The 18379-nt window shown below is 65.3% G+C and carries 12 protein-coding genes and 3 tRNA genes; 10 read left to right on the top strand and 5 right to left on the bottom strand.

All coding sequences use genetic code 11. The annotated features are described in order from the left end of the window. Window positions 1-130: 130 nt before the first annotated feature. The 3 genes from FLM21_RS16435 to lplT are packed head-to-tail and all read right to left on the bottom strand — an operon-like array spanning window position 131 to window position 5641. The gene (locus tag FLM21_RS16435; protein WP_148716603.1) at window positions 131-3223 is read right to left on the bottom strand and encodes an efflux RND transporter permease subunit; all 3093 of its coding nucleotides are present in this window, start codon (window positions 3221-3223) and stop codon (window positions 131-133) included. Further along, on the bottom strand, window positions 3220-4347 hold the full coding sequence (locus FLM21_RS16430; protein ID WP_148716602.1) for an efflux RND transporter periplasmic adaptor subunit: 1128 nt from the start codon (window positions 4345-4347) through the stop codon (window positions 3220-3222). The genes FLM21_RS16435 and FLM21_RS16430 overlap by 4 nt, the downstream gene beginning before the upstream one ends. After that, window positions 4340-5641 (bottom strand): lysophospholipid transporter LplT, encoded by a 1302-nt coding sequence (gene lplT, locus FLM21_RS16425; protein WP_148716601.1) that lies wholly within the window; start codon window positions 5639-5641, stop codon window positions 4340-4342. Before lplT ends, FLM21_RS16430 begins: the two co-directional genes overlap by 8 nt. 182 nt (window positions 5642-5823) lie before the next feature. On the opposite strand from lplT, the gene FLM21_RS16420 reads away from it, so the two are divergent. From FLM21_RS16420 to dbpA, 7 genes are all read left to right on the top strand, one after another. Next, the gene (locus FLM21_RS16420; protein WP_148716600.1) at window positions 5824-6450 is read left to right on the top strand and encodes a DedA family protein; all 627 of its coding nucleotides are present in this window, start codon (window positions 5824-5826) and stop codon (window positions 6448-6450) included. Continuing rightward, a complete protein-coding gene (gene alr, locus FLM21_RS16415; protein WP_148716599.1) occupies window positions 6447-7517 on the top strand; it encodes an alanine racemase in 1071 nt (356 codons plus the stop codon). The genes FLM21_RS16420 and alr overlap by 4 nt, the downstream gene beginning before the upstream one ends. A 113-nt stretch (window positions 7518-7630) precedes the next feature. After that, complete coding sequence (locus FLM21_RS16410) at window positions 7631-8854, top strand: aspartate kinase (protein WP_148716598.1); 1224 nt, start codon at window positions 7631-7633, stop codon at window positions 8852-8854. A gap of 68 nt (window positions 8855-8922) precedes the next feature. After that, window positions 8923-9016, top strand: a tRNA-Ser gene (locus tag FLM21_RS16405). 52 nt (window positions 9017-9068) lie between these two features. Then, window positions 9069-9145 (top strand) — tRNA-Arg (locus tag FLM21_RS16400). A 17-nt stretch (window positions 9146-9162) separates the two neighbouring features. Continuing rightward, window positions 9163-9238, top strand: a tRNA-Glu gene (locus tag FLM21_RS16395). A 95-nt stretch (window positions 9239-9333) separates the two neighbouring features. Next, window positions 9334-10725 carry an ATP-dependent RNA helicase DbpA gene (gene dbpA / locus FLM21_RS16390; RefSeq protein WP_148716597.1) on the top strand — a complete coding sequence of 464 codons (1392 nt, stop codon included), beginning with the start codon at window positions 9334-9336 and terminating at the stop codon, window positions 10723-10725. A 59-nt stretch (window positions 10726-10784) separates the two neighbouring features. Here the strand turns inward: dbpA and FLM21_RS16385 are convergent, their stop codons facing one another. Both FLM21_RS16385 and zigA read right to left on the bottom strand, forming a co-directional pair. Beyond that, window positions 10785-12914: a TonB-dependent receptor gene (locus tag FLM21_RS16385; RefSeq protein WP_148716596.1), complete on the bottom strand. Its 2130-nt coding sequence runs from the start codon at window positions 12912-12914 to the stop codon at window positions 10785-10787. A gap of 29 nt (window positions 12915-12943) precedes the next feature. Then, window positions 12944-14155, bottom strand: a complete 1212-nt coding sequence (gene zigA, locus FLM21_RS16380; protein ID WP_148716595.1) for a zinc metallochaperone GTPase ZigA — start codon at window positions 14153-14155, stop codon at window positions 12944-12946. A gap of 160 nt (window positions 14156-14315) precedes the next feature. Here zigA and FLM21_RS16375 point away from each other — a divergent pair, with 160 nt between their 5' ends. From FLM21_RS16375 to FLM21_RS16365, 3 genes are all read left to right on the top strand, one after another. Then, window positions 14316-15539: an MFS transporter gene (locus FLM21_RS16375; protein WP_148717586.1), complete on the top strand. Its 1224-nt coding sequence runs from the start codon at window positions 14316-14318 to the stop codon at window positions 15537-15539. Next, window positions 15536-16504, top strand: coding sequence for a gluconeogenesis factor YvcK family protein (locus FLM21_RS16370; RefSeq protein ID WP_148716594.1), 969 nt, complete (start codon window positions 15536-15538; stop codon window positions 16502-16504). Before FLM21_RS16375 ends, FLM21_RS16370 begins: the two co-directional genes overlap by 4 nt. A 135-nt stretch (window positions 16505-16639) precedes the next feature. Next, window positions 16640-18361, top strand: coding sequence for a cation:proton antiporter domain-containing protein (locus tag FLM21_RS16365; protein WP_148716593.1), 1722 nt, complete (start codon window positions 16640-16642; stop codon window positions 18359-18361). Window positions 18362-18379 lie beyond the last annotated feature (18 nt).

Here is an 18379-nt window from a genome sequence, read left to right as displayed (position 1 = left end):
CTCCGGCGAGGGGAGGGATCGCAAACGAGGACAATCGGCGCGTGGCGTTCGCAAGCCAGGACCAGTCTGCGGTTGCGCCGCTGCGATTTACGCAACAGTCCGTTGCGGCCGGACTGTTGCGTTTGTCTTCTCAGCGCGGCAGTTCGTCGTGCAGTGCGACCGGCCGTTCGCGCTGCCAGCGGCGGGCGATGGCGTCGAAGGTGAGGAACAGCACCGGGGTGATGTAGAGCGTGATCAGCTGCGAGAAGATCAGTCCGCCGACCACGGCCACGCCCAGCGGCTGGCGCAATTCGGCACCGGCACCGATGCCGAGCGCGATCGGCAGCGCGCCCATCGCGGCGGCGAAGGTGGTCATCATGATGGGTCGGAAGCGCAGCAGGCAGGCCTGGCGGATCGCGTCGAACGGGCTCATGCCCTGGCCGCGCTGCGCCTCCAGCGCGAAGTCGATCATCATGATGGCGTTCTTCTTGACGATGCCGACCAGCAGCAGGATGCCGACCAGGGCGATAAAGCTGAGCTCCAGCCCCACCAGCTCCAGCGACAGCAGCGCGCCGATGGCCGCCGACGGAATGCCGGCGAGGATGGTCACCGGGTGGATCCAGCTCTCGTACAGCATGCCGAGGATCAGGTAGATCACCGCGACCGCGATCAGGATCAGCCACAGTTGCGTGGTCTGGGTATCGGCAAACAGCGCCGCCTCGCCAGCAAAGCCACCGAACACCACGTCCGGCATGTTGATCTTCGCCTTGGCGGCTTCGATCTCGGCGGCCGCTTCCGACAGCGAATGGCCGGGCGCCAGGTTGAACGAGATGGTCACGGCCGGCAGCTGCGCCTGGTGGTTGACAGCCGTGTTCACCGGTTCGCGGCTGACCTTGACGATGGATGAGAGCGGTACCAGCGTGCCGTCGCGACTGCGCACGCGCACCTGGTCGACATCGGCCTCGTCGCGCCGGTAGTCCTCGTCCAGCTCCATGATCACCGGGTAGCTGTCCTGCGGCAGGTAGAGCGTGGACACTTCACGGCTGCCGAAGGCGGCGTACAGCGTGTCACGCAGCGTCTGCATGTCCACGCCCAGCAACTGTGCGCGGTCGGAGTCGATGGTCAGCCTTGCCTGCAGGCCATCCTTCTTCACGTCCGATGTCACATCGACCACGACGTTGGACTGGCGCAACGCGGCCATCAGCTTGTCGGCCCAGTCGTAAAGGCCATCGGCGCGTACCGACTGCAACGTGTACTGGTAGCTCGACGACGATTGCCGCCCGCCGACGCTGAGGTTCTGCGTGGGGCGGAAGAACACCCGCACGCCCGGCATGCCGCCGGTATCGCGGCGCAGGCTTTCCAGCACCTGCTGCATCTTGGCGCGCTCGCCGCGTGGCTTCAGGTTGATGAACAACCGGCCACTATTGCCCGAGTTGCCGACGTTGGACACCACGTATTCGACATTGGGATTGGCCTGCACCCGCCGGGCGATATCCTGCTGTGCCGCGAGCAGCGCCTCGTAGGCGATGTCCTGCGGGCCTTCCACCGTGCCCTGGATCTGGCCGATGTCCTCCTGCGGGAAGAAGCCCTTGGGCGAGATCACGTAGAGCCAAGCGGTCAGGATGAAGGTCGCGAGTGCCACCAGCAGGATCACCCACTGGTGCGCCAGGCCCCAATCCAGCGTGCGGCGGTAGCCGCCGAGCGTGCGCTCGAACAGGCCTTCGAAAAAGCGGCTCCAGCCGGCTTCCGGCTTGGTCGCGTGTTCCGGCTCGTGCTTGATGAAGCGTGAGGCCAGGAGTGGCACCAGCGTGAGCGAAACGCCGGCCGAGACCAGGATGGCGAGCGAGACCACGGCGGCGAATTCGTGGAACAACCGGCCGATCACGCCCGGCATGAAGAAGATGGGGATGAATACCGCCACCAGCGAGATCGAGATCGATACCACGGTGAAGCCGACCTCGCGCGCGCCGCGGATCGCCGCCTCGAACGGTTTCATGCCGTCCTCGATATGGCGCACGATGTTCTCCAGCACCACGATGGCGTCGTCGACGACGAGGCCGACGGCGATGGTCAGGCCCATCAGCGAGATGTTGTCGAGGCTGTAGCCGAACCACAGCATCAGCGCGAAGGTGGCGAGGATGGACAGCGGCACCGATACCGATGGGATCAGCGTGGCCGAGAGCCGGCGCAGGAACAGCAGGATCACCAGCACCACCAGCGCTACGGTACCGAGCAGCGTGAGGTTCACATCGTGGATGGCTTCGCGCACCGAGCGCGAGCGATCGTTCAGTTCCTTGATCTCGACCGAGCCGGGCAACTGGGCCTTGAGCTTGGGCAGTGTGGCGCGGATCGCATCGACCACGGCCACCGTATTGGCGCCGGGCTGGCGCTGTACTGCCAGCACGATGGAGCGTTCGCCGTTTACCCAGCTGCCGCTCTTCACGCTCTCGACGCTGTCGTTGATGGTGGCGATCTCGGCGAGCCGCACCGGCTGGCCGTTCTTCACCGCAACGATCAGCGGGACGAAATCCGCTGCATTCTTCAACTGACCGGTCTGCAGGATCAGCACCTGGCGCTTGCCTTCGAGCTGGCCGACTGGTGAGTTGGAATTGGCGTTGCGCAGACTGCTGGCGAGCTCGGGCAGCGTCAGGTCGCGCGCGGCGAGCTTTTCCGGGTCGACCTCGATGCGTACCGCGTACTTCTTCTGGCCGAACACGTTGACCTGGGCGACGCCATTGATGGTGGAGAGCGCCGGGGCGACCAGGTTGTCGGAGTAGTCGTTGAGTTCGGCCAGCGACAACGATGGCGACGACAGCGCGATCAGCAGGATGGGGGCATCGGACGGGTTGACCTTGCGGTACGACGGCGGGCTCGTCATGTCGTCCGGCAGCGCGCGGTTGGCGCGATAGAGCGCCGCCTGCACGTCGCCGGCTGCCGAATCAATGTCGCGGCTGGGATCGAATTCCAGCGTGATCGAGGTACTGCCGAGCGTGCTCGACGAGGTGATCACATTGATACCGGGAATGGTGGAGAACTGCTTCTCCAGCGGCGTCGCCACCGAGGTGGCCATGGTTTCCGGGCTGGCGCCGGGCAGGTTGGCCGACACGTTGATGGTCGGGGTGTCGTAGGTCGGCAGCGCCGAGATCGGCAGCTTCAACCACGCAGCGATGCCGGCGATGACGACGGCGATCCAGACCAGATAAGTGGCGACCGGGCGGCGGATGCACAGCTCGGAGATGTTCATCGGCCCGCCTCGCTGGCGACCTTGGTGGCCGGGCGCTCACCCGGCTGCACCACGGTGACCTTGGCGCCGGGGCGCAGGTTCTGGCCGCCCTCGCGGACCACCTTGGTGCCGGCAGCCACGCCGTCGACCACCGCGCGCTCGGCGACGATGCGCTGCACCTTCACCGGCTGGTCCTTCACCGTGCCGTCGTCCTGCAGCACGTAGACGAAGCGACGCTCGGGGCCGCTGAGGACGGCCTCGGCGGGCAGCACCACTGCGCCGGCTTGCACGCCGGCATCGACTTCGACCCGGGCGAACAGGCCCGGCCACAGCTGGCGGTCGGCATTGGCGAACTCGGCTTTCAGCTTGATGGTGCCGGCGTTGCGATCGACCGCATTGTCGATGAACACCACGCGGCCATTGCGTGCGGTGCCATCGGCGAGGCGCGCGCGTGCCACCAGCTCGCCCTTGGCCTGGCTTGCCAGCAGCGCCGGCAGCTCGGCTTCGGGCGCAGTGAACTCGATCTGGATCGGATCGAGCTGCACCAGCGTCAGCATCGGGTCGGCGCTGCCGGGTTGCACCAGGCTGCCCGGATGCACGTTGATGGCGCCCGCGCGACCGGAGAACGGCGCGTTGATGCGGGTGTAGGACACCTTGACCTGGCTGGTAGCGAAGTCGGAGCGCGCGGCAGCGAGCTCGGCCTTCAGCGAATCGACCTGGCTTTGCGAGGTGTCGACGGCGCTGGGCGACAGGAAGCCCGACTTGGCGAGCTCCTTGTTGCGACGCAGGTTCTGCTCGGCGAGTGCGAGGTCCGCCTGGTTCTTGCGGATCACCGCGGCATTGCGTTCGAGCCCGGTCTCGTCCTCGCGGGCGTCGAGGGTGAACAGCAGTTGGCCGGCGACGATGTCCTGCCCATCCTTGATATGGACCTGGCGCACGGTGCTGGAAATCTGCGGACGGATGTCCACCTGGTTGATGGCGACGACATTGCCTTGGGCGGAGATCGTCAGCGGCACGTTCTCGCTGGCGGCGGCGACGACGGCGACCTTGGGTGTCGGTGGTTCGTGCGGTTTCTTGTCCTTCTGGCCACAGGCGGCGAGCAGGGCGAGCAGAAGCGGGGCAAGGAGTCGTGTTGTTCTAATCATGCATGATGCCTGCGCGTAAGCCCCGCCGATAACGACGGGTAATCCAGATCATGGTCAGTGCGACGAAGAGGCCGAAGCCGGTGATGATCACCGCCATCGGCGGCACCCCGCCGGCGAACTGCTGGGCCACCACCGCCGGCGCATCGGCCGGCAGCGCCTTGCTGAAATGCGAAACCAGCAAGGCATGTGCTCCGACCATGACGAGGATGCCGAGGTTCTCGTTGAAGTTCTGCACGGCAATCGAATGCCCGGCACCCATCAGCAGATGGCCTCGGTGCTGCAGCATGGCGTTGAGTGGAACGACGAAGAACCCGGCCAGCCCGCCGACGATGAACATCAGCAACGCGGCGAGCCAGGTTTGGTTGACAAACTGCATCGCGATCACCAGAACACCCATGGCCACGCCGGCTGGCAGCACGGCGAAGGCACGTTTCAGTGGCACGTAGCGCCCGGCAAGCACCGCGCCGAAGGCGGTGCCGAAGGCGACGATGGCAACGAGCCGCGTCGCCTGTTCCATGCTGAACGACAGCCACAGCACTGCCCAGTTGATCACCACCAGCCGCATGGTGGCGCCGGCGCCCCAGAACAGCGTGGTCACGGCCAGCGACAACTGGCCTTGCGGATCACGCCACAGCCGCGCCACGCAATGGATGAATTCGCGGATCAGTGCGGTCGGTGCTGCGCGCAGCGGTTTCAGCTGCACATTGAGCCGCGGTATATAGAGATTGACCCAGGCGGCGGCGAAGTAGACCAGCAGTACGCACAGCACCGCGAACTGTGCGGCGCTCAGCCAGTCGGCATGGCCCAGCTCCAGGCCCCAGTCGGCGATCAGGACCGACATCCGGTCGCCGATCAGCGCGCCACCGATCACGGTACCGAAGATGATGGCCGTCACCGTGGCGCCTTCCAGCCAGCCGTTGGCGGCCACCAGCTTCTCGTGCGGCAGGTATTCGGTGATCAGCCCGTACTTGGCGGGCGAGTAGGCGGCGGCACCGAAGCCGACCAGCGCATAGGCGAGGATAGGCGGGGCGCCCACCAGCATGCCGATACAGCCGAGGATCTTGATGCCGTTGCACAGCATCATCACCTGGCCCTTGTGCAAGGCATCGGCAAAGGCACCGGCAAACGGCGCCAGCACCACATAGGAGACGGTGAAGCTCCACAGCAGCATCGATTGATGCCACTCGGGGGCTGCCGATTCGCGCAGCAGCGCGAGGGCGGCAATGAACAGCGCATTGTCCGCGAGCGCCGACAGGAACTGCGCGCCCAGAATCAGGTAAAAGCCGCGATCCATAACGGGTGCGGGCCTCGCTCGGTCAGGATCGCGTGGTTATATCACGTTTCCATGACAGAACTGACCAGCGTGGAAAACTTTGTAAGCTTGTCGGGAGTCAACGTGCTGGGTGGGGTGTGCGCAGTAAGCGCAAGGCCCCGTGCTATGATCCGCCATCGCGCAGTTGCCGCGCCAGGTTGCTGATGGACATCCTGCAATACCTCGTCACGATATTCACCGATTACGGTTATCTCGCCGTCTTCCTCGTCCTGCTGATCTGTGGTTTCGGCGTGCCCATTCCCGAAGACATCACGCTGGTGGCGGGGGGCATCATTTCCGGGCTCGGCTTTGCCAATGTGCACACCATGTTTGCGGTGGGCATGGCGGGCGTCTTGGTCGGCGATGCCACCATGTTCTGGCTGGGACGGCACTACGGTACGCGAGCGCTGAAATGGCGCTGGGTCGCGCACGTGCTCACGCCGGAGCGCTATGAGGCGGTGCAGGACAAATTCGCCCGCTACGGCAACCGCGTGTTGTTCGTCGCCCGTTTCCTGCCTGGCCTGCGTTCTCCCATTTTCCTCACCGCTGGCATGAGCCGGTGCGTGCCGTTCTGGCGTTTCCTGCTGCTCGATGGTTTCGCCGCGCTCATCAGCGTGCCGGTGTGGGTCTACCTCGGTTATTTCGGTGCCAACAACCACGAGTGGCTGCTGACGTGGATCAAGCGCGGCCAGACCGGCATCTTCGTGGTGCTGGGCGTGGTCGCCGTCATCGTTGGCGTCTGGTACTACCGGCGCTGGCGCGAGCGCCGCGCCGCCGAGGAAATCGAATGAGCCGGCCGATACGCGCCTTGATCCATGCCGACGCGCTGCGTCACAACTACGGCGTGGCCAAGGCGCTGGCACCGCAGAGCCGGGTGTTCGCGGTGGTCAAGGCCGATGCATATGGCCATGGCCTGCTCAGGGCCGCCGCCGCCTTCGGCGACGTCGACGGCTATGCCATCCTGGAGATCGACGGCGCGCGCCGGTTGCGCGAGGCTGGTTACAACCAGCCCATCCTGCTGCTGGAAGGGGCATTCAGCGTCGCTGAGCTGCAGCTTGCCAGCGAGCTCGGGCTGTGGCTGGCGGTGCACGATGACGCCAGTCTGGCCCGGCTGGAAGGCATTGTCCTACCGCGCCCGGTTGGCGTGTTCGTCAAGCTCAACACCGGCATGAACCGGCTCGGCTTCCCGGCGGAAGCGGCTGCGGCAGTGGTCGAGCGGCTGCGTGGCAACGCGAATGTTGCCTCGATCACGCTGATGACCCATTTCGCCACCGCCGACGAGCCGGCCCGCGGCATCGCCGCGCAGCTGTCGCGCTTCGATGCTGCGACGGCAATGCTCAGTTTGCCGACGACGGTGGCCAATTCGGCGGCGCTGGTCGACTACCCGGCTGCCCGGCGCGACTGGGTCCGGCCGGGCATCATGCTTTATGGTTCGTCGCCGTTTGCCCACAAGTCGGCTGCGGAGCTTGGCCTCGTGCCGGCGATGACGTTGCAGTCCGCCATCATTGGCGTGCAGCGGCTACTGGCTGGCGATACCGTCGGCTATGGCGCCACCTTCACTGCCGATCGGGCGATGACCATCGGCATCGTTGCCTGCGGCTATGCCGACGGCTATCCGCGGCACGCCGGCACCGGTACGCCGGTGCTGGTGAATGGCGTGCGCACCCGGCTGGTTGGCCGGGTCTCGATGGACATGCTGGCGGTCGACCTCTCCGATCTGCCCGGCGCCGGGGTCGACAGCGCGGTGGAACTTTGGGGCCGGCAACTGTCCATCGACGACGTGGCCACCGCTGCCGGTACGATCGGTTACGAATTGATGTGCGCAATCGCACCCAGAGTGCCGGTTCTGGCGGTGTAAGGCCTCGAAAAGCCGGGCGGCTTTCTATTACAATGCCCGTTTTCGCCGCAGGGTCTACGCTGGACCGGCGGCGTACCGATTACCCAGCACTATCCCTTTCAACAGGTTGCAACATGGCATTGATCGTCCAGAAGTACGGCGGCACCTCGGTCGGATCGCCCGAGCGCATCAAGAACGTGGCGCGTCGCGTGGCCAAGTTCAAGGCGCAGGGCCACGACGTGGTGGTCGTGGTCTCCGCGATGAGCGGCGAGACCAACCGTCTGATCGCGCTCGCCAAGGAAATCCAGGCGAATCCGGATCCGCGCGAGCTCGACGTGGTGATTTCCACCGGTGAGCAGGTCACCATCGGCCTTTTGGCCATGGCCCTCAAGGAGGCCGGCGTCGACGCCAAGTCCTACACCGGTGCGCAGGTCAAGGTCCTGACCGATTCCTTCTTCACCAAGGCCCGTATCCAGTCGATCGATGACGCTGCGATGCGCGCCGATCTCGCCGCCGGCCGCGTCGTCATCGTCGCCGGCTTCCAGGGCGTGGATGCCGAAGGCAACATCACCACGCTGGGCCGTGGTGGTTCGGACACATCGGGCGTGGCGCTTGCCGCTGCGCTCAAGGCCGACGAATGCCAGATCTACACCGACGTCGACGGCGTCTATACCACCGATCCGCGCGTGGTGCCGGAGGCGCGCAAGCTCAAGACCATCACCTTCGAGGAAATGCTGGAAATGGCTAGCCTCGGCTCCAAGGTGCTGCAGATCCGCTCGGTGGAATTCGCCGGCAAGTACAACGTGAAATTGCGCGTGCTCTCCAGCTTCCAGGAAGAAGGCGAGGGCACGCTGATTACCTTCGAGGAAGACCCGAACATGGAAAAGCCCGTCGTCTCCGGTATCGCATTCAACCGTGATGAGGCCCGCGTCAACGTCACCGGCGTGCCCGACAAGCCCGGCATTGCCTACCAGATCCTCGGCCCGGTGGCCGATGCCAACATCGACGTCGACATGATCATTCAGAACGTCGGTCAGGACGGCACCACCGATTTCAGCTTCACCGTGCCGAAGAACGACCTTGCCCGCACCATCAAGGTGCTGGAAGGCGTGCAGGCGCATATCGGCGCCAAGCGCATCGAAGGCGACGACAAGATCTGCAAGGTGTCCATCGTCGGCGTCGGCATGCGCTCGCATGTGGGTGTGGCCTCGACCATGTTCCGCACGCTGGCCGAGGAAGGCATCAATATCCAGATGATCTCCACCTCGGAAATCAAGATCTCGGTTATCGTCGACGAGAAGTACCTTGAGCTCGCGGTGCGCGTGCTGCACAAGGCGTTTGGCCTCGATCAGGCCTGATTCGCGCTATTGCGCGATTAGCGTTTGACGCAAGCGGGAGCGGCGGGTATGATCCCGCTTCCCTTGACGGAGACGTGGATGAGTGGCTGAAATCACTCCCCTGCTAAGGGAGCATAGGGGCCAAAACCTCTATCGAGGGTTCGAATCCCTCCGTCTCCGCCAGCGGACCTTCGATGGCAACATCGCAAGGTAGCAACTAAGGTAAGAAAACAGCGCGCCCGTAGCTCAGTTGGATAGAGTATCTGGCTACGAACCAGAGGGTCGGGCGTTCGAATCGCTCCGGGCGCGCCACTTTCTCACCTGCCTCTGTCCCCATCGTCTAGAGGCCTAGGACACCGCCCTTTCACGGCGATAACCGGGGTTCGAATCCCCGTGGGGACGCCAGATTCAAGAAGGACTTGAGCGCGAGCTCAAGTCCTTTTTCGTTTGCCTCGAACCGCTGTCGCGTATGCTGCAGCATCCAGCCCGCCGGTGTTGCCATGTCCCGTTCCGCCCCTACCTTCGCCAGCCTCAGCCTGCCGCCCGAGCTTCTGGCCAATCTCGACAGCCTGGGTTTCTCGGCGATGACGGCGATCCAGGCGCAGAGCCTGCCGTTGGTGCTGGCGGGGCAGGACGTGATTGCCCAAGCCAAGACCGGCAGCGGCAAGACTGCCGCCTTTGGCCTTGGCATGCTGCTGCAGCTCAACCTCACGCTGTTCAAAGTGCAGGGCATGGTGCTGTGCCCGACGCGTGAGCTGGCGGATCAGGTGGCGAAGGAGCTGCGCCGGCTGGGGCGCCACCTGCCCAACCTCAAGATACTGACCTTATGCGGCGGCACGCCGCTCGGGCCCCAGGCTGGCTCGCTGGAGCATGGTGCACATCTGGTCGTCGGCACGCCCGGTCGCATCCAGGATCACCTGCACAAGGGCACGCTCGATCTGGCCCGGCTCCGGATGCTCGTGCTCGACGAGGCCGATCGCATGCTGGACATGGGCTTCGCTGGCGAAGTCGACGACGTGATCTCGTTCTGCCCGGCCCGTCGGCAGACATTGCTGTTCTCCGCGACCTATCCCGAGGAGATCCGCCAACTCTCGGCATCGGTACAGCGCGATGCCGCGGTGGTGACGGTGGAGGCGCTGCACGACGCCAAGCACATCGAGCAGCAGGTGTACGCAGTGAAGGACAATGGAGAAAAGCCTGCGCTGCTCAAGGCCATCCTCGCGCACTATCAGCCGGCCTCGACCGTGGTGTTCTGCAACACCAAGGTCGACTGCCAGCAACTGGCCGATGCACTGCGCGCCGATGGCTATGCCGCGCTGGCGCTGCATGGCGATCTGGAACAGCGTGACCGCGATCTGATGCTGGTGCGCTTTGCCAATGGCAGCAGCCCCATCCTGGTGGCGACCGACATGGCCGCGCGTGGGCTCGATATCAAGGATCTGGCCGCCGTGGTGAATTACGAGCTGCCCTACGATCCCGAGGTGTACGTGCACCGCATCGGCCGCACTGGTCGGGCCGGCAAGCACGGCTATGCGTTCAGCCTGGTGTCGCCGAGCCAGGCCAAACGGCAGAAGGGCATCGAAGCCTACCTCGACTACTCGCTGCCGCTGAGCGATGCCGGCCAGCTCAATGGGCAGACGGCGTACACCATGGCGGCAGGGATGGCGACGCTGTGCCTGGCCGCCGGGCGCAAGCAGAAGCTACGGCCCGGCGATGTACTGGGTGCCTTGACCGGCGACGCCGGCTTGCCGGGCTCGGCAGTCGGCAAGATCGATCTCTACGATTTCCAGACCTTCGTTGCCGTCTCGGCCGACTACGCGCAGCAGGCGCTGGCCCGGATCGAGGCCAAGGGCATCAAGGGCAAGCCGGTGAAGGCGCGCCTGGTCGATTGATCGACCGGCTCCGCCGCCGGGCCGATGCACGCCGGCCCGTAGCGGAGGTCGGTAGCGGGCTAGAACGCAACCTGCATGCCGACGCGGGCGCTGCGCCTGCCTTGCGGCGCGATATCGCGGGTCAGCGCGCTGGCGTAGCGGATCTCCTCGTTGCCCAGATTGTCGCCGCGCAAATAGGCCAACCAGTCGCTGGCGCCTTGCTTGAAGCGATAGCTGATTGCCACGTTGGCCACGGTGTAGCCGTCGGTTGGCGTATCGCCCGACGGCACGTGGTTCTGATCGGTGGCGTGCTGTAGCTCACCGCGTACGGACCAGGCGCCCTGGCCGTAGACCACCGCGCTGGCGATGCGGGCCGGCGCCAGCCGCGGCAACGGTTCACCAGTTTCCCGATTGATCCCGCGTGTGATGTCGCCCCACACCAGCAGATCGACGCTGCGGGCTATGTCGGCGTACATCCGCCAGCTGCTGTCCAATTCCAGTCCGTAGAGTTTGGCCGGTACGCCCTGATACTGATATTCGGGCGCATCGCCATCGTGCGCCTCGTCCCCGCAATGGTCGTGGTCGCCGTGGGCGTGGCACCACAGTCCGGTGCGCTCCAGCGCAATGAAGTTGGCGTAGCGGCTGTAGTAGGCGCCCAGCGACAGCCGGCTGGCGCCGGCCTGATAACGCAGTGCGGCCTCGATCGAGGTCGCACGTTCCTTGCCCGCATCCGGATCACCGCGTTCGAACGTGCCGGTGGCCACGTGCGCGCCATTGGCATAAAGCTCGTAGTAGCTCGGCGCGCGTTCGGTGTAGGCAAGCTGGCCGGCGAACGACCAGCCCGGCGCCAGCGGGGCAACCAGCCCGGCGGACAACGAGCCGGCGGTGAAGCGTTGCGCCGCCATGTCGGCGAAGCGGCGGTTGTCGCCGCCGTCCGGATCGTAGCGGCTGTGCTCGACGCGGCCGCCCAAGCTCAGTTGCAGTGCGGACAGTTGCCATTGTTCCAGAGCGAACAGTGCCAGCTGCGCGCTGCCGGTATCCGGCACGAAGGCCTCGTCGCCGAGCGCGGAGAAATCGCTGTGGCCGAACTGCAGCCCGATCACGCCGTCGGCACCGGCCAGCGGCGCATGCCGCGCCTCGATCCGGCCCTCGACGCCCTGGTTCTTGAACGTGGTGCCAACCTCACTGCCGTGCAGCTCCTGGTGGCGATAGTCGGTGTAGGCCAGATCGGCTGCGATGCCGGTGAAGGCGCCGGTGAGACCTTGCCGCGCGAATGACAGCGCCAGCCGATCCTGCTTCATGTCCAGCCGCACATCTTCCTCGGCGACCGAGCCATAGTTGCTGCGATAGCTGCCGAGCGAGAGACCGAGGTGGCCATCGTCCCAGGTGCGGGACAGGCCGATGGCGCCACCGTAGGCGCGGCTATCACTGTTGGGCAGTGTGCCGTAGGCGGATTCGGCGTGTGCCTCGTGGCCTTCCTCCTCGTGCTCGTGCCCGTGATCATGCTCCGGTGGCGTAAAGCTGCCGAGGCCGGCGCGCTGTCGCTCGGACCAGGCGTAGCCGGGGATGCGCAGGTCGCGGCTGCGGCGATTGAAGCCGTCGACGTGAACGGCGTAGTTGCCGTCGCCCGCCTCGAGCTGGCCGGCGACCAGCCGTTCGTTGGCGGCGCCACCGTATTCCAGGCGGGCGGTGCCGGTGCTGCCATCGAGCCGGGCCTGCGGGATGCGGTTGTCGAGCGTATTGACCACGCCGCCGATGGCGCTGCCGCCATAGAGCAGGGCGGCCGGGCCGCGCACGACCTCGATGCGCTCGGCGCTTGCCACATCCTGCGCCACTGCATGGTCGTACGACAGCCCGGAGGCATCGAGCGCGCCGACGCCGTTCTGCAGGATGCGGATGCGATCACCATCGAGGCCGCGCAGGATGGGGCGACTGGCACCCGGCCCGAACGACGTCGACGCGACGCCTGGCTGTCCAGCCAGCACGTCGCCCAGCGTGGTGGCATCGCGCAGCAGCAATGCCGGTCCTTGCAGCACGCTGGTGGTGGCGAGCGGATCAGCATTGCCGAGCGGGTTGGCGGTGACGACGACTGCAGGGAGCGTGGTTTCGTCGTCCGCCAATACGGATGGGGCCTGCGCGAGTGTCAGCGCGGCGACGAGCGGGGCCAGCGGCAGCGCCCGAGGCGGGCTGCCGATGCAACGGTAGAACATGGTGACTCCTGGTTGGGGATACGGCTGGGTTAGGTGGCGTTCTGCAGTTGCCAGCTGGGGAAGGGGTCGTCCAGCTGGTCGATAAAGCTGGCCGGTGCGGCGAGCTCGGCATCGGTGAGCAGACAGGCATCAAGCAGGCGCGTCAGCGCGGCCTGGTCGAGATCGATGCCGATCAGCACCAGCTCCTGTTGGCGATCGCCGTAGTGCGGATGCCAGTCGGCCGTGATGGCGCTGCGGGTGTCGGCGTCGTCAGGCCAGTGCGCCTCCGGCACGGCGGCCCACCACAGCCCGGCCGGACCGTGCTGCGAGGTGGCGCCGGCTTGTGACCAACTGCCGATGAAGGCGGGGCGGCTTGCCAGCCAGAACCAGCCCTTGGAGCGGATCACGCCCGGCCAGGGCTGATGGATGCAGTCCCAGAAGCGGCGGGGATGGAAGGGTTTGCGGGCGCGGTAGACGAAGCTGGTGATGCCATAGGCTTCGGTCTCCGGCGTATGTTCGCCGCGTAACGTCTGCAGCCAGCCTGGCGCCTGGGCGGCGGTGTCGAAATCGAAACGGCCGGTGTCGAGGATGCATGCGAGCGGTACCCGGCCGTGTTCGCTGCGCACCTGCTCGGCGCGCGGGTTGAGCGCGCGGAGCATCGTTTCCAACCGCATCAGTTCTTCGGCGCTGACGAGGTCGCACTTGTTGATGACCAGCACGTCGCAGAACTCGATCTGCTCGACCAATAGATCGACCAGCGTGCGCTGGTCATCGTCGCCCAGCGTCTCGCCGTGCCCGGCAAGCGGCGTCTCGCTGGCGTAGTCGCGCAGGAAATTGTGGGCGTCGACCACGGTGACCAGCGTGTCGAGTCGGGCCAGGTCGGACAGACTGGCGCCCTGTTCGTCGCGGAAGGTGAAGGTCTCGGCGACGGGCATGGGTTCGGAGATACCGGTCGACTCGATCAGCAGGTAGTCGAAGCGGCCCTCGGCGGCGAGGCGGCGGATTTCTAGCAGCAGATCTTCGCGCAGCGTGCAGCAGATGCAGCCATTGCTTATCTCGACCAGCTTTTCTTCGGCGCGTGATAGCGCGGCGCCACCTTCGCGCACCAGCCGTGCATCGATGTTCACTTCGGACATGTCGTTGACGATGACGGCGACGCGCAGCCCATCTCGATTGTTGAGCACATGGTTGAGCAGGGTGGTCTTGCCGGCCCCGAGAAAACCGGACAACACGGTGACGGGAAGGCGGGTATCCTTGTTCATATGAAACTCAGTGGCATTTGTGAGGTGCGCAAGTTAACAAGAAATCGTTTATTTTGCAATTTAGTTGCATTTGTAATCGTGTGATGGCTCATCCGCTACATCCCCGATAGTCAAATTGTGCTCAGCCCGTTAGGCTGGCTGTCTTTGCGTGGGGGCGGTGATGGGCGATACGGCAAGGCGGGACTGGACGCTGGTACTGCTGGCGGCGTTGCTGCTGGTGGTGTCGCAGGGCGTGCGGCAGTCGATGGGCCTATTCGTGTTCCCGCTGCATCACGGCACCGGGCTCGGCATTGCCGCCATCAGCCTTGCCATGGCCATTGGCCAGTTCACCTGGGGGGCTGTGCAGCCGCTGGCCGGCGCAGCGGCGGATCGCTGGGGGGCGCCGCGGGTACTGGCGGCCGGCCTGGTGCTGATGGCACTGGGTACAGCGCTGACCCCGTTTGCTCGCAACAGCGGCCTGCTTGACCTAACGCTGGGCGTGCTGAGTGCCGCAGGGGCCGGCCTCGCAAGCTTCTCGGTGCTGATCGGTGCGCTGGCGCAACGCCTGCCGGCCGAGAGTCGTGGCATGGCTTCAGGCATCCTCAATGCCGGCGGCTCATTCGGCCAGTTCGTATTCGCGCCGCTCACTCAAGGGTTGATCACCGTGGTCGGCTGGATGGGGGCACTGTGGGGACTGGCGCTGATCGCGGTCGCTGCCTTGCCGATTACCCGCCTGTTGCAGGGCACGCAGGGCAGCCACGTCACTCAGCTCGAGGCCGCCAAGCCGGGGGGATTGAAGCAGGCGGTCGCCGAAGCCTTGCGCGACCGCAGCTACCTGCTGCTGCACGCGGGCTTCTTCACCTGCGGCTTTCACATCGCCTTCCTGGTCACGCACCTGCCGGGAGAGGTCAACCTGTGTGGGCTGCCTGCTTCGGTGGCCAGCTGGTCACTGGCGCTGATTGGTTTGTCCAATATCGTGGGCAGCTTGGCTGCCGGCTGGTGGGGGCAGCGTTATCGCGGCAAGTACGTGTTGTTCTGGATGTACGGCTCACGCGCGCTGCTGGTGCTGGCCTATCTCGCGGCACCCAAGACCGAACTCACCTTCTACCTGTTTGCCGTTGGCCTCGGTTTCACCTGGCTCGCCACCGTGCCACCGACGGCAGGCGTGGTTGGCAAGCTCTTTGGTACGCGCTATCTCGCCACCTTGTTCGGACTGACACTGCTGTCGCACCAGGTTGGTGGTTTCCTTGGCGCCTGGCTGGGCGGCATCGCACTGATCGAGAGCGGGAACTACCAGTGGATGTGGTACGCCGACGCGGCGCTGGCGGCTGTCGCGGCGCTGTGCAATCTGCCGATTCGGGAGCCACGCATCGCCAGGACCCAGGTGGTCGGGGAGGCGGCATGATTGCGCGTTATCCGCGGGTGGTGGCACTGGGCGGCGGTACCGGCCTGTCTTCCCTGCTGCGGGGCCTCAAGCATTTTCCGCTCGACCTTGCCGCCATCGTCACGGTGGCGGACGACGGTGGCAGTTCCGGCCGGCTGCTGCGCGAGTTCAACATGCCGCCACCTGGCGACATCCGCAATGTGCTGGTGGCGCTGTCGCAGGACGAACCGCTGCTGGGCGAGCTGTTCCAGTACCGCTTTGCCGCCGACGAAACGCACTATCTAGAAGGCCATTCGCTCGGCAACTTGCTGATCTGCGCGATGAATGCCATCCATGGCGGCAACTTCGTGCATGCCGTCGAGCAGATCGGCCGCGTGCTCAATATCAAGGGTCGGGTCTATCCGGTATCACCGAAGGCGACGGTGCTGAAGGCCGAGCTCGCCGACGGCCGCATCATCGCCGGCGAATCGCAGCTGGCCAGCCAGGGTTCGCCGATCCGCTGTGTGTTCCATGATGCGCCGGTGGTGGCGGTGCCCGAGGCGGTGCAAGCGCTGTGGGAAGCCGACGTGATCGTGCTCGGCCCAGGCAGCCTCTACACCAGCGTGCTGCCCAACCTGCTGCTGCCGGAGGTATGCGCCGCGATCAACGGCAACACCCGTGCGGATATCGTCTACGTCTGCAACATCATGACCGAGGCCGGTGAGACTGATGGCTACGGTGCGGCGGATCACCTCGATGCGTTGTTCCGCCATGGCCTGGCACGCGTCGATCACGTGATCGTCAACGACGAAGCGATCCCGGATGCGGTGTGCGAGGCCTATCGTGCCGAAGCGGCGCAACCGGTGAAGGGGGAGTTCGAGCGGCTGCGAGCCATGGGCGCACAGGTGATCCGCTCGCGCATTGCCAGTTTCCTCGGCAACACGGTGCGGCACGACCCGATCAAGACGGCAGCGGCGGTGTTCAGCATCGCACTCACGCGGCTATAGCGGAGTAAAACGCTAAAACTGCGTGATATGCCGGGGATTTACGGTGAACTTCAAGCCCGTTTTGGGGTTTAATGTGGGCATCAACAGATATGATGGGCGCAAGCCGCATCGCCAGCCAGAGGAGTGCCCCTTAGCGTGCCACATGACATCAGCCTGATCTCCACCATTGCCGCCGGCCTGGGCCTCGCCTTGGTGTTCGGTTTCATCTGCGCCCGTTTCAAGATTCCTTCGCTCGTCGGTTATCTGCTCGCCGGCATCGTCATCGGCCCTGGCACACCCGGCTTCGTCGCCGATGTGGGCCTCGCTGGGCAGTTGGCCGAGATCGGCGTGATGCTGCTGATGTTCGGCGTAGGCCTGCACTTTTCGCTGGACGATCTGTTGTCGGTGCGCAAGATCGCCCTGCCTGGCGCGGTGCTGCAGATCAGCGTGGCCACGTTGATGGGCATGGGTCTGGCGTGGTGGTGGGGCTGGTCGCTGGGCGCAGGCCTGGTGCTGGGGCTCAGTTTGTCGGTGGCGAGCACGGTGGTGCTGTTGAAGGCGCTGGAAACCCGTGGGGTGCTCGAATCCATGAACGGCAAGATCGCCGTCGGCTGGCTCATCGTCGAGGATCTCGCCATGGTGCTGGTGCTGGTGCTGTTGCCAGCATTGGCGCCGATGCTGGGGGGGGCTGGCGCCGAACAGGTCGCCGCCAGTTCCAGTACCGATCTGTGGTGGACGCTGGCGCGCACCCTCGGCGAAGTGACGATCTTCGTTGCACTGATGCTGGTGATCGGTCGCCGGGTGTTCCCTTGGTTGCTGTGGCAGGTGGCGCGCACCGGTTCGCGCGAGCTGTTCACGCTGTGCGTCGTCGCAGTAGCGCTTGGCATCGCCTACGGCGCGGGCAAGCTCTTTGGTGTGTCGTTCGCGCTGGGTGCTTTCTTCGCCGGCATGGTGATGCGTGAGTCGGATCTGAGCCATCGCGCCGCCGAGGAGTCGCTACCGCTGCGTGACGCCTTTGCCGTGCTGTTCTTCGTCTCGGTCGGCATGCTGTTCGATCCACGCATCCTGATCGAGCAGCCGCTGCAGGTACTGGCGGTCGTTGCCATCATCATCGTCGGCAAGAGCATCGCCGCCTTCGGCCTGGTATTGGCGTTCCGCTATCCGCTCAATACCGCGCTGACTGTGTCGGCGAGCCTGGCCCAGATCGGCGAGTTTTCGTTCATCCTGGTCGGCATGGGCGTGGCGTTGAAGTTGCTGCCGGTGGAAGGGCAGAGCCTGGTGCTGGCCGGCGCATTGATCTCGATCGCGCTCAATGCCGCAGTATTCAAGGCAATCGAGCCTGCCCAGCGCTGGATCCGGTCCCGCTCCACGCTGGCGCGCCTGCTGGAGCGTCGTGATGACCCGCTGGCGGAACTGCCGATGGAAACCGACCAGGGTCTTCTGACCGGGCAGGTGGTGCTGGTCGGCTACGGTCGGGTCGGGCGCCGTATCGGCGAGGCGCTGATGAAGCAGGGTGTGCCCTTCGTCGTGGCCGAGCAGAACCGCGAGATCGTCGAGGGCCTGCGCGCCCAGGGCATACCGGCGGTGTCGGGCGACGCGGCCGAGCCGGCAGTGCTGATCCAGGCGCATATTGCGCGCGCCGGCATGCTGGTAATCGCGACGCCGGACGCTTTCAACGTGCGGCAGATGGTCGATATCGCGCGCCAGCTCAATCCGCAAGTCGAGGTGGTGGTGCGCACGCATAGCGAAGACGAGGCCGAGCTGCTGGCGAAGGAAAAAGTCGGCCGCGTGTTCATGGGCGAGCACGAACTGGCGCAGGGCATGACGCACCATGTGCTTGAGCGCATGGGCAAGACAAAGGTTGCTGGCGCACACTGATTACATCGCTTCGGAAAA

It is taken from the genome of Chitinolyticbacter meiyuanensis, from assembly GCF_008033135.1.
GTDB classification, from domain to species: domain Bacteria; phylum Pseudomonadota; class Gammaproteobacteria; order Burkholderiales; family Chitinibacteraceae; genus Chitinolyticbacter; species Chitinolyticbacter meiyuanensis.
The sequence above is the reverse complement of the archived record's forward strand: the minus strand, read 5'-3'. Positions and strand labels throughout refer to the sequence as shown.